This window comes from Marinobacter sp. (assembly GCF_033722195.1).
In the GTDB taxonomy this organism is placed as follows: domain Bacteria; phylum Pseudomonadota; class Gammaproteobacteria; order Pseudomonadales; family Oleiphilaceae; genus Marinobacter.
This window is the reverse complement of sequence record NZ_JAWVZL010000098.1, coordinates 1-11,137: the sequence shown is the minus strand read 5'-3', so window position 1 is coordinate 11,137 and position 11,137 is coordinate 1. Positions and strand designations below refer to the sequence as shown.

General features: G+C 63.6%; 10 protein-coding genes and 1 pseudogene. 5 read left to right on the top strand and 6 right to left on the bottom strand.

The features are described 5' to 3' along the window. A pseudogene (locus R3280_RS13925) lies at nucleotides 1-620 on the top strand (organic solvent ABC transporter permease); the annotation flags it as partial. Between the two features lie 50 nt (nucleotides 621-670). Here R3280_RS13925 and R3280_RS13920 read toward each other — a convergent pair. The 5 genes from R3280_RS13920 to R3280_RS13900 all read right to left on the bottom strand — a co-directional run bounded on the left by R3280_RS13920 (nucleotide 671) and on the right by R3280_RS13900 (nucleotide 5,577). Continuing rightward, nucleotides 671-1,975, bottom strand: a complete 1,305-nt coding sequence (locus R3280_RS13920; RefSeq protein WP_318999216.1) for an HD-GYP domain-containing protein — start codon at nucleotides 1,973-1,975, stop codon at nucleotides 671-673. Nucleotides 1,976-2,154: 179 nt separating this feature from the next. Next, a complete protein-coding gene (locus R3280_RS13915) occupies nucleotides 2,155-2,757 on the bottom strand; it encodes a hypothetical protein (protein ID WP_318999215.1) in 603 nt (200 codons plus the stop codon). A gap of 72 nt (nucleotides 2,758-2,829) precedes the next feature. After that, nucleotides 2,830-3,096, bottom strand: coding sequence for a PilZ domain-containing protein (locus R3280_RS13910; RefSeq protein ID WP_318999214.1), 267 nt, complete (start codon nucleotides 3,094-3,096; stop codon nucleotides 2,830-2,832). A 123-nt stretch (nucleotides 3,097-3,219) separates the two neighbouring features. Further along, on the bottom strand, nucleotides 3,220-3,711 hold the full coding sequence (locus R3280_RS13905; RefSeq protein WP_318999213.1) for a YiiD C-terminal domain-containing protein: 492 nt from the start codon (nucleotides 3,709-3,711) through the stop codon (nucleotides 3,220-3,222). A 198-nt stretch (nucleotides 3,712-3,909) separates the two neighbouring features. Then, on the bottom strand, nucleotides 3,910-5,577 hold the full coding sequence (locus tag R3280_RS13900; protein WP_318999212.1) for an AMP-binding protein: 1,668 nt from the start codon (nucleotides 5,575-5,577) through the stop codon (nucleotides 3,910-3,912). A gap of 264 nt (nucleotides 5,578-5,841) precedes the next feature. On the opposite strand from R3280_RS13900, the gene R3280_RS13895 reads away from it, so the two are divergent. From R3280_RS13895 to R3280_RS13885, 3 genes are all read left to right on the top strand, one after another. Next, nucleotides 5,842-6,807 (top strand): ABC transporter substrate-binding protein, encoded by a 966-nt coding sequence (locus R3280_RS13895; RefSeq protein WP_318999211.1) that lies wholly within the window; start codon nucleotides 5,842-5,844, stop codon nucleotides 6,805-6,807. 71 nt (nucleotides 6,808-6,878) lie between these two features. Continuing rightward, complete coding sequence (locus R3280_RS13890; protein WP_318999210.1) at nucleotides 6,879-7,781, top strand: ABC transporter permease; 903 nt, start codon at nucleotides 6,879-6,881, stop codon at nucleotides 7,779-7,781. A 9-nt stretch (nucleotides 7,782-7,790) separates the two neighbouring features. Further along, the gene (locus R3280_RS13885) at nucleotides 7,791-8,585 is read left to right on the top strand and encodes an ABC transporter ATP-binding protein (protein ID WP_318999209.1); all 795 of its coding nucleotides are present in this window, start codon (nucleotides 7,791-7,793) and stop codon (nucleotides 8,583-8,585) included. Between the two features lie 81 nt (nucleotides 8,586-8,666). Here R3280_RS13885 and R3280_RS13880 read toward each other — a convergent pair whose 3' ends face one another. After that, complete coding sequence (locus tag R3280_RS13880; RefSeq protein WP_318999208.1) at nucleotides 8,667-9,488, bottom strand: DUF6160 family protein; 822 nt, start codon at nucleotides 9,486-9,488, stop codon at nucleotides 8,667-8,669. Between the two features lie 667 nt (nucleotides 9,489-10,155). Between R3280_RS13880 and R3280_RS13875 the strand changes: the two genes are divergently transcribed. Next, nucleotides 10,156-11,137 (top strand): ribonucleotide reductase N-terminal alpha domain-containing protein (locus tag R3280_RS13875; protein ID WP_318999207.1); only part of this gene is annotated, 982 nt, incomplete at its 3' end.

The following is an 11,137-nucleotide window of genomic DNA, read 5'->3' as shown; positions in this document are numbered from 1 at the left end:
CGCTGGATGGCGAAATCGACTTCTCCGTGGCCAGCAACACCTTCGCTGCCACCGACCCGGCGCCGTCCCCCGCCAACCAGCTGCTGGCCAAGATCTGCTTCCACCCGGAGGGCGACGAACTCTGCGAGGACCCGCCCACCCAGGCCGAGATCGACAACGCCCCGGAGGCGCCCCAGAACCAACAGGACCGGGACCCGGACGTGGAGTACCGGCAGGACCTGGAAAACAAGCGCGAGCGCATCCTCGGTGCCATCCGCAGCATCGAGGACATCAGCCGGGATGACGTGCGCACTTACCTGACCCGGGAACTGGACCTGATTTCCAACAATCGCTCCAACCGCTATTACCTGGACGCCTCCACTGCTAACGTGGATGCCGCCGACACCGGCATACGCTCCATCCAGATCCGCCAGGTGGGCAGCGAGCCCTCGCTGGCCAAGCTGGAGGCCATCAGCACCAACGAGCTGGATGTGGTCGTGCACGCCTTCGATGCCCAGGGTGCGGAGGTGGACTACTTCATCGCCGGTGAAAGCGGTCGGGAGGGCGAGATTCTGGTGAACTTCCGGCCTGCGGGCGACTACCGCTGGGTCCGCAAACAGATCCGCGTGATCATTCAGTAAAAAGCCTGCCAGCGGCAGGCTTCTTAAGCAGAGCGGCGGCGCCGGTCCGGTCAGCCGCCCACGAGCTTGCGCAGGCTCCAGCGGGACTCCGCGCCGGTGACATCGTACTGGTTGGGGTTCAGGTTGTCGGTGCCGAACGGCAGGCAGCCCTCCACCTGCAGCATCTCCCCGGGCTCACGCTCCTCGTTGTAGGTGGCCAGGTTGATGATCTTGGCTGAGCGCAGCGGCTGGTGCTGCTGGTCGGTCATCACCATGACCTTGGGCCACAGTCGCCGTGCCGGTGAATGGGACACCACCACGCCCCGCTGGCCGTCGTTAAGCTCCACCAGGGTGCCGGTGGGGTAGATGCCCACTGACTGGATAAACTGCTCCACCAGATCCGCCTGGAATTCCACATTGCGCTGCTCGAACAGATGCGCCACCGCCTGGGCCGGCGACAGCGGCGTGTAACCGGGTCGCGGTGCGATCAGGCTCTCGTAGCAGTCCACCAGACCTGCGATCTTCGCCAGCAGCGGGATCCGGTCACCTTTCACCCCCGCAGGGAAGCCGGAGCCGTTATGACGCTCACGATGGCCCCGCACGATGCTGACTACCGCCCGCGAAACGCCAGCCTCCTCGAGCTTGCTTGCGCCCCGCTCCACGTAGGTCTTGTAAAGCGCGAAGCCTTCGGCGTCGAGACGATGCTCCTGCTCCAGCAGTTCCACCGGCAGTTCCACCTTGCCGATGTGCGCCAGAAGGCAGCCCAGGGCCAGTTGGTTCAGCAGACCCGGCTGCAAGCCCAGGTGTCGGCCGCAGACCAGGCCCCAGATGGCGGTGTTGAGGGCGTGCTGGTAGGTGTAATCGTCGTGCTCGCGTACCCGGGCAAGCCACAGCAGCGCGTCCGGATTGCGGGTGATGCTCTCGGCCATGCGCTGGGTCACCGCCGACAGCGGCCGCAGGTCCGGAAACTCATTGCTGCGGACCTGACGGATGACGTGCTGCAGGGCATCCTCGGTATCACTGAGCAGACCGGTGCAGGCCTTGAGTTCTTTCTTCAGGTCGGTGGTCTGTTCATAGCGGACCGGGTTCTTGACCTGCAGCGGAGGCAGCTGCAGCACATCCGCCCGCTTGCCGCGGCTGACCCGGCGCGAGAAGGCCGGGGCACTGGCCTCTTCATAGTCTTCAGTCTGGCGGGCCTCGGCCACGTCCACCATGACCCATTTGCAGTGGGTGGTTAGGGAGCGGATTTCTTCCTGGGAACGGATGTAGAAGCCCTGGATCGGGAACGGCGTGGTATGCCAGGGGCGATCCAGGTCAGACACGAACATGCCTACCTGGAGATCATGGACGGCGACTTTCTTCTGACTGACACCCACGGCGCACCTCGGAATTGAGAAATCGATGGTTACCATTGTGCGCCGGCGGCCGCCAGAGTCCATTACAGTTTGGTAGTTTACGGTAACGCGTATGCCACACAGTGTTACCGGGCTTATACTCGGGAAACAAAACGTAGCGGTGAGACACGCCTCACAAACACAGTGGGAACGGGTCGCCGCTATTCAGCGTCGCAGACCGCGTCGTCCAGCTCCGGTGGCCGGGCGCTGAAGCTGCCCCGGGGTGCCTTGCGCACAGCCACCTGGTAGGGCACCACCGACGCCCGCAGGTAATCCGTGCCTTCCACCTCGCCGTTGACTGTGCGCTCCGTGCCGGTGGGCACGCAGGCCACCGTCAGCGCCACCCGCTGGCCCAGGTCCGCCACCCTGTTGGCGCCGTCGGCATCGGTCAGCATCATGCAGGGCCGGGGCCGGACCAGGGCCTGGCCATCCGGCCACTGGTCGCGCCCGGGTTCGCCACAGGCGTGAATGCCCTCGCCACAGCCCTCCCCGGCTTCCCGCTGGCCGGCATCCATCAGTCGCCATTCGCGGCTGCTGCACTGGGTGGTCACCGTCACCGGTGTGGCCTGGTTGGCGGCAAACCACCAACCGGGGTACTCGGCGCTCTGCCAGCTCAGGCGCACCTTGCGGGCCTCGCCCTGGGAATTGGCGGCGGGAAACACGGCGTAGTGGTTGTAGTAGCTGGCGCAGCCGGACAGGGTGGTCAGCAGTGACACCAGGCCGGCAACAGTGGCAATGCGGTGGAAAGGAAGCACTGAAAGCATGGGGTTACGGCACCAGAAGCTGTGAATGACTCGGCCGCCATTATGCGCTGTCTGGCCGGGGGCTGCTGCCAATCAGTCCGCAAACTGCAGGCCGAAACCATCCACGCTGCGGCGCACCACCACCATCTGGAGCACCGGGGCCGGCACCGGCAGGCCCTGGACCTGCACCTCGACACGGTCGCCGAGGGCGGGGGCGTATTCGTCTTCCACCACAATAAAGATGCCGCCGTCGGAAATGTCCCGGGTGGAGAAAATCCGCCGCCCCAGCTCCGGGTGGGTCACGCTGACCTTGGCGTTCAACGCTGTTCTTATGTGTTCTCTGCGATCCGCTGTTGTCATTCTTCTAAAACCCGTCGGCCCCATCGCACTGGTGATTCAGTGTCATTTATATGGCGGAGCATAGCACTGTTTTTTGGCGAAGTGATTCGCCGTACGGGCATTCTATGCGGAACGGGATGTCAATCAGATCATGAGTACGGGTGTAGTATGGGCTTCCTGCACAACAAAGCGGCCACGGAAGATGGCGCGGGGTTCACCGGGCGGGGTCAGAGTGGCCTGGCCCCGGTAGATCCGGGAGGTGAGTTCCATGCGGCCCTTGCCGTGACGGGCCAGGGATTTGTGGAATTTGCCCAGGAAGCTCTCGTCCGGCAGCTCGCAGAGTGCGAAGAAGTCGTCATCCACCGGCTCCACATAGGTCATCTCGCCGGTCTGCACCACCACCCGGCCCTCCAGGGCGGCATCCTGCAGCAGCAGCTCCACCAGGCCCCAGGCCGCGGTCACCGCGACGGCGTAGAGGCTGCCGCCAAAAGCCGTGTTCTGATGGTTGCGATTGGGCGCCAGGGGCGCGCTCACCATCAGCTGGCGGCCGTCATAGGCCTCCAGTTTCATGCCCAGGGCATGACTCAGGGGGATGCAGTCGTGAATACGTTTCTCGAAGCGGGCCAGTTGGCTCATGGAACCTCCGTTCAGAGTTTCCAGTGTAGAACCGCCGGGGGCCGGGCCCAATTCGACTAACGTAGCGGCTGGTGAGCACGTCGGGAACGTGAACTTGGGGTCAGAAGAAAGCGTTCTTCTGACCCCGGGGGGGGTTGGTTTGGAGTCGGCGTGAGCTTGGGGTCAGAAGAAAGCTTTCTTCTGACCCCGTGTTGGCGCCTACTGCCAGATCACCGGCTCGCGCTTGGAGTACCAGCTGTCCAGCTGCGGCTTGTAGGCGTTCTCCACCACGTTGCGCTTGAGCTTCATGGTGGGGGTGAGGAAGTCATTCTCGATGCTCCACTCGTCCTTCACCACCGCCATGAACTTGAGCTGCTCGTGGGGGTCCACGGTCTTGTTCACATCCGCCAGCAGCGAGGAGAAACTCTGCTCCAGTTCCTTGCGGTAGGCGTCGTCCGCCAGCTTCTTGTGGGCATCCTCGGACAGCATCACGAGGCAGTGGGGCTGCGGGTAGTTCTCGCCGGACACGCACACCATCTCGATGTCCGGGTGGCTCATCAGCTTGTTCTCGATGGGCGCCGGCGCCACGTACTTGCCCTTGGAGGTCTTGAAGATCTCCTTGATGCGGCCGGTCAGCTTGAGCCGGCCCAGCTCGTCGATCTCACCCTTGTCCCCGGTGCGCAGGTAACCGTCCTCGGTGAAGGTCTCCCGGGTTTTTTCCTCGTCCTTGTAATATCCCACCATGGTCGCCGGGCTCTTCACCAGCACCTCACCCTGCTCGCTGATCCTGGTGTCCACGCCGGGCAGGGATTCCCCCACGTAACCGGTGCGGGCACGGCCGGGCTTGGTCATGTGGGAATAGGCGAAGTTCTCGGACATGCCGTAACCTTCCAGCAGCTCCAGGCCCAGGCCCCGGTACCACTCCAGGATGTCGTTAGCCAGTGGCGCCGAGCCGCTGCCGGCGAACTTGACGTGCTGCAGGCCCAGGTTGGTGAGCACCTTCTTCTTGATGATGCGGTTGAGCACCGGCACCTTGAGCAGCTTCTCCAGCTTCTTCTTGGGCAGCTTCTGGAACACGCCATGCTGGAACTTGATCCAGATCCTCGGCACCGCCAGGAAGAGCGTGGGCTGGGCGCGCTTGAGGTCCTCCACGAAGGTGTCCAGGGACTCGGCGAAGAACAGGTGGAAGCCCTTGTTCATGGAACCCAGCTCCACCACAAAGCGCTCGAACACGTGGGACAACGGCAGATAGGACAGCATGCGCTCGTTGCTGGTGACATCCAGCGCTTCGGTGCCGCCGGCGGAGGCGTAGGCCAGGTTGTCGAAGCTCAGCATCACGCCCTTGGGCCGGCCGGTGCTGCCGGAGGTGTAAACGATGGTGGCCAGCTCCTCGCCATCCCGGTGGACGTTCTCCTCCAGCGGCGGGAAATTGGCGACGATGTCGTCCCAGGTCTTGAAATCGTTGGGCGGGCTCAGGGGGTAGGAAATGCAGTGCATGGACTCGGGCACCCCCGACTTCATGCTGTCCCAGTCATCCAGCTTGCCGACGAACAGCGCCTGGCACTCGCTGTGATCCAGGATGTAGCTCACGGTGTCGGCATTCAGGGTGGGATACAGCGGCACCGAGACATGGCCGGCCATCCAGATCGCCCAGTCGGACATGATCCAGTGGGCGCAGTTTTTGGAGATGATGCCGATCCGGCTGCCTTCCGGCAGGCCGAGGGATTTAAGGTAGGCTGCCATCCGGCGGGCCTCGCCGACAGCACGGCGCCAGGTGTATTCCCTCACCTCGCCATTGCCCATCGGCTGGGTCATGTAGATCGATTCCGCCCGGGCGGTCTCCCAGTGGTAGATCATCTCCAGGGGTAACTTGGTTGTCGTGTCCATGGACCTTCCTTGTTGCTGTTTTTAGAGTTATCGCCGTTGAGCATGCGGTGCGCGGAGCGCGGCGCAGCCAGCGCGGGCCATCATTTCACCACAGCGGGCGCCGGCAAAGTGTGACGCATCTACAACTATTCCGGCCCGGTGGGATTTCAGTCGCGGGCAGACAAGAAAATATCACCCCCGCAAGCGCCCGTCATCCGACACATAGGCCAAAGCGCTGTGGTAAAATTCGCGGCTATTTTCAACAAACCCAAGCCGGAGACAACCATGGTCCGCACTGCCCTGACCGCCCTCTGCCTGCTGATGGCCTTCGCCACTGGCGCCCAGGCCCAGAATCAACCGCCCGTGGTGGCGATTACCCAGATCGTCGAGCACCCGGCCCTGGACGCCGTCCACCAGGGCATCAGGGATGAACTGGCCGAGCAGGGCTACAAGCCCGGCGAAAGCGTGGAGCTGATGTTCGAGAGCGCCCAGGGCAACGCCGCCATCGCCTCCCAGATCGCCCGCAAGTTCGTCGGTGAGCAGCCGGACGTGATCGTGGCCATCGCCACCCCGTCAGCCCAGACCGCCGCGGCCGCCGCCCGTGATATCCCGCTGGTGTTCTCGGCGGTCACCGACCCGGTGGAGGCCCGCCTGGTGGAGAGCCTGGAGATCCCTGGCGCCAACATCACCGGCGTCACCGACATGCTGCCGCTGGAAAAGCACATCGACCTGCTGCAGCGGGTGATGCCGGAGGCCAAGCGCATCGGCACCGTCTACAACCCCGGTGAGGCCAACGCTGTGGCGCTGGTGAACCAGCTGGAGAAGCGCCTGGCGAAGCGGGACTTGGAGCTGGTCAAGGCCGCCGCCACCAAGACCTCGGAAGTGCTCGGCGCCGCCCGCTCCCTGGTGGGCAAGGTGGACGCCATCTACCTGACCACCGACAACACCGTGATCAGCGCCGTGGAAGCGGTGATCTCCGTGGGTGAGCGGGCCGACATCCCGGTCTTCGCCGCCGACACCGCCACCGTCGCCCGCGGCGCCGTGGCCGCCCTGGGTTTTGACTACTATGACGTCGGCCGCCAGACCGGCGCCATGGTGGCCCGCATCCTGTCCGGCACCGCACCGGCGGACATCCCGGTGGAAACCGTCGAAGAGCTGTCGCTGTTCGTCAACCCGGCCGCCGCCGAGCGCATGGGCATCACCCTGCCCGCCGCCGTGGTGGAAGACGCCGCCGAGGTGGTCAGCGAGTAACGGCCCCGCCGCTCGCAGCATTCCCGCCGGGGCCCGGTGCCCCGGTTCACTCACCTTTATAAGCCAACGCCATGCTCAGTGATATTGCATTCTATGGCGCCGTGGAAACCGGGCTCATTTACGGCCTGGTGGCTTTCGGTATCTATATTTCCTTCCGGGTGCTGGACTTCCCCGACCTGACGGTGGACGGCAGCTTCCCACTGGGCGCCGCCGTCGCCGCGGTGCTGATCATCGAGGGCATGAACCCCTGGCTGGCCACCGGCTTTGCCATGATCGCCGGCATGGCGGCAGGTTCGGTCACTGCCCTGCTCAACGTGAAGCTGGGCATTCTCAACCTGCTGGCCTCCATCCTCACCATGATCGCGCTCTACTCGGTGAACCTGCGGGTCATGGGCCGCCCCAATGTGGCCCTGCTGAGTGAAGACACCGTACTCACCCCCTGGTACGAGCTGGGCCTGGCTTACCACCAGGTGCCGGTGCTGCTGTTCGCCATTGTTGCGATCGTGGGCCTGGTGCTGCTGTGGCGCTTCATGAAATCCGAGACCGGCCTGGCCATGCGGGCCACCGGCGCCAATGCCCGCATGGCCCGGGCCCAGGGCATCGCCACCGGCGCCATTATCGTACTGGGTGTGGCCCTGTCCAACGGCCTGGTGGGCCTGGCGGGTGCGCTGTTTGCCCAGAGCCAGGGCGCGGCGGATGTCACCATGGGGGTGGGCGTGATCGTGATCGGCCTGGCCTCGCTGATCGGCGGCGAGGCGGTGATCACCCCCAGTACCGTGCTCAAGGCCCTGATCGCCTGCCTGGTGGGCGCGATCCTTTACCGGCTGGCCATCGCCTTCGCCCTGAACGCGGAGTTCATCGGCCTCAAGGCCCAGGACCTGAACCTGATCACCGCGGTGCTGGTGACCCTGGCCATCGTGCTGCCGGGTGCCCGCAAGACCATCCGCGCCCGATTCGCCCGCAAGCGGGCCTGAGGAGACAGCATGATCAGCGCAACCGACCTCAAGCTCACCTTCGGCCAGGGCACTCCCCTGGAGAACCCGGCCCTGCGGGGCATGAGCCTGACCGTGAATCCGGGTGAATTCGTCACCGTGATCGGCAGCAACGGCGCCGGCAAATCCACCTTCCTCAACGCCCTGGCCGGCGAAGTGCTGGTGGACAGCGGCCGCATCGAGGTGGACGGCCAGGACGTAACCCGGCTGCCCACCCACAAGCGCTCCGGCCGGGTGGCCCGGGTGTTCCAGGACCCGCTGGCGGGCACCTGCGAGGGCCTGAGCATCGAGGAGAACCTGGCCCTCGCCATCAAGCGGGGCCAGCGCCGTGGCCTCAGCAGCGCCGTCAAGGCCCGCTACCAGGGTGCCTTCCGGGACAGCCTGGCCAAGCTCAACCTGGGCCTGGAGGATCGCCTGGGGGACAAGATGGGCCTGCTCTCCGGCGGCCAGCGCCAGGCCGTCAGCCTGCTCATGGCCAGCCTGACGCCGTCGAGCATCCTGCTGCTGGACGAGCACACCGCCGCCCTGGATCCCAAGACCGCCGCCTTCGTGCTGGAGCTCACCCAGTCCATCGTGGCGGAACGCAAGCTCACCACCCTGATGGTCACCCACTCCATGAAACAGGCGTTGGAGGTGGGCACCCGCACAGTGATGCTGCATCAGGGCCAGGTGGTGTTCGACATCGCCGGCGAGGAGCGCAAGGGTCTGGGGGTGAAGGACCTGCTGGCCCTGTTCGAGAAGCAGCGCGGCCTCACCGTGGACGACGACAGCCTGCTGCTGGGCTAGGCCGCGGCCCTGGTATAAACCAGTCAGCAACAAAAAAGCGGGGCCCTGGAGCCCCGCTTTTTCATACAGCTTTCACTACTCTCAATGGCCGTACACCAGCATGGCGGTGTTGGTGACCGCCAGGTCGTCCACGAACATGCTGCCGATGGAGGTACCACCCACCAACATGGCGCCGATGGTCACATCCGCCCGGAACTCGTTCAGGTCGATGGCCAGGCTGCCATTGCCCAGACTGTTGTCGCGCTTGTATACGTCCAGGTCCACCTTGGCGAACAGGTCCGGAATGTTCTTGTTCCGCACCGGGTCGTAGGTGTCGCCGGTCAGGCGCAGATCCCGGATGCCGAAGGCCACGAAGGGCGCGTCGAAGTCCAGGTCGTCGATGGCGATGTCCGCCCGCAGGTTGAGCACGTCCGTTGCCGCATCGATCTCGATGTTGGCACCGCCAAGCAGGATGTCCGCCTGGAAGTTATCGAAGACCGTGGTGCTGTCGGTGGTGCCCACCAGCCGGGTGGCGCCAGTGGAAATGCGCATATCCACCGCGCCGAAGGTCTGGGGCAGGATGTTGATGATGGCATCGCCGTCAGCCAGCAGGTCGATCTCGATCTTGATGTTGTCCAGCAGGTCACTTTCCTGTGCCGTGCTGCCCATCAGGTTGACACCCAGTTCCGGGAACAGGTCGCTGCGGCTGGTACCGCCCACGAAGATGTCGTTGATTTCCAGTGAACCTTCATCGGTATAGATGAAGCGGTCGATGTTCACCCTGGTTTCCAGTTCGATGGTCACACCGGCTTGGCCGGTGATGTTACCCATCGCCGTATCATCCAGCATCTGGATCTCGGCAGATGCCACCCAGGGCACCGCTGAGATACTCAGCGCCAACAGCGTTTGCTTCAGGCCTTTCATTATTGTCGTCCTTCTTTTGTTTTTGAGGTTCCCTGTGGCACTGGCCCGATAGGACTGTCCCACAATCCCACTTTAGCGACAGGTACAGGTAATGGACGTGCAGGCTTCACAGTTTGTTGAGGTTCTGAATAGTTGCCGGGCAAAAGCACTCGCCCCTGCCCTGTATTGGGGATTTTATAACCACAAGATGTAGTGGTTGTGCCCTTTCAGTGCGATTCCAGCAAGACCCGAAATTCGTCTAGCGCGGCGGCGCGGTTTTGCAACCCTGAATTCATAAATTTTGCAAAGCGCCCGGGCCGATTCAATAGTTGCTCATGGCTTCACAGACCACTATATCCTGTTATACTGCCGCAAAACGTAACAACATATTGGGTCTGACCGCCAGAAAGCTATCCACAGGAAAAGCCCCGAAAGGGCCCTGTATCCACCGGCTAAGGTGTGCCAGCACTTGAGTTTTCGGACGTTTTCCACAAGCGGGCGGGCGGAACCATCCGTGGGGCCCGGTAGCAAGATGTAGTGGTAGGCCGGCAAACGGACACAAGCGGACCAACAACCCCGCAACCGCGCGCCAATCACTGCAGCGGCCCCCAGGGCCGGACTTTCAAAACAAAGGGGCAGGACGCAGACCCGCGTCCTTAATCAGTACTATTCGAAGAACGAGGGTGGCATGAACGCAAAAGCACAGGCAGTGGTAACAACAATCCCAATGCAGGACGCATCGCTGGACATCTGGAGCAGCAAGTACCAGCTCAAGACCAAGACCGGCGAGCCTGTGGACGCCACCATCGAATCCACCTACGAGCGGGTAGCCACGGCGCTGGCCCAGGTGGAAGCCAAGTCCAAGCGCGACAAGTACATGAAGGAGTTCGTCTGGGCCCTGCAGAACGGTGCCATCCCCGCCGGCCGCATCATCTCCAACGCCGGCGCCGAGGCGCACAAACCGGCCACCTCCACCATCAACTGCACCGTCTCCGGCACCGTCAATGATTCCATGAACGACATCCTGGAGAAGAACCACGAAGCCGGCCTGACCCTGAAAGCCGGTTGCGGCATCGGCTACGAGTTCTCCACCCTGCGCCCCCGCGGTGCCTACGTGGCCGGCGCCGGCGCTACCACCTCCGGCCCGCTGTCGTTCATGGATATCTTCGACCGCATGTGCTTCACCGTATCCTCCGCCGGTGGCCGCCGCGGCGCCCAGATGGCCACCTTCGACGTGCACCACCCGGACGTGATCGAGTTCATCCAGGCCAAGCGTGAAGACGGCCGCCTGCGCCAGTTCAACCTGTCGCTGCTGATCACCGAGGACTTCATCGAATCGGTCAAGAACGGCGACGACTGGCACCTGTCGTTCCCCGTCACCCAGAAGGAAGTGGAGGACGAGGAGCTGGACCTGAACGACGCCAGCCAGTTCGTCTACCGTGACTTCCCGGTGCAGAAAGGCTACGTGGTCAACGCCGAAGGCAAGGTGGCCTGCCGCATCTACCGGACCCTGAAGGCCCAGTTCATCTGGGACACCATCATGACCTCCACCTACGACTACGCCGAGCCGGGTTTCATCCTGATCGACAAGGTTAACCAGATGAACAACAACTGGTTCTGCGAGGACATCCGCGCCACCAACCCCTGCGGTGAACAGCCCCTGCCCCCCT

Excerpts from the sequence above, each read along its gene's own strand:
- R3280_RS13880 (WP_318999208.1), bottom strand. The coding sequence starts at position 9,488 with ATGAAAGGCCTGAAGCAAACGCTGTTGGCGCTGAGTATCTCAGCGGTG.
- R3280_RS13885 (WP_318999209.1), top strand. The coding sequence starts at position 7,791 with ATGATCAGCGCAACCGACCTCAAGCTCACCTTCGGCCAGGGCACTCCC.
- R3280_RS13915 (WP_318999215.1), bottom strand. The coding sequence starts at position 2,757 with ATGCTTTCAGTGCTTCCTTTCCACCGCATTGCCACTGTTGCCGGCCTG.
- R3280_RS13905 (WP_318999213.1), bottom strand. The coding sequence starts at position 3,711 with ATGAGCCAACTGGCCCGCTTCGAGAAACGTATTCACGACTGCATCCCC.
- R3280_RS13890 (WP_318999210.1), top strand. The coding sequence starts at position 6,879 with ATGCTCAGTGATATTGCATTCTATGGCGCCGTGGAAACCGGGCTCATT.
- R3280_RS13910 (WP_318999214.1), bottom strand. The coding sequence starts at position 3,096 with ATGACAACAGCGGATCGCAGAGAACACATAAGAACAGCGTTGAACGCC.
- R3280_RS13895 (WP_318999211.1), top strand. The coding sequence starts at position 5,842 with ATGGTCCGCACTGCCCTGACCGCCCTCTGCCTGCTGATGGCCTTCGCC.
- R3280_RS13900 (WP_318999212.1), bottom strand. The coding sequence starts at position 5,577 with ATGGACACGACAACCAAGTTACCCCTGGAGATGATCTACCACTGGGAG.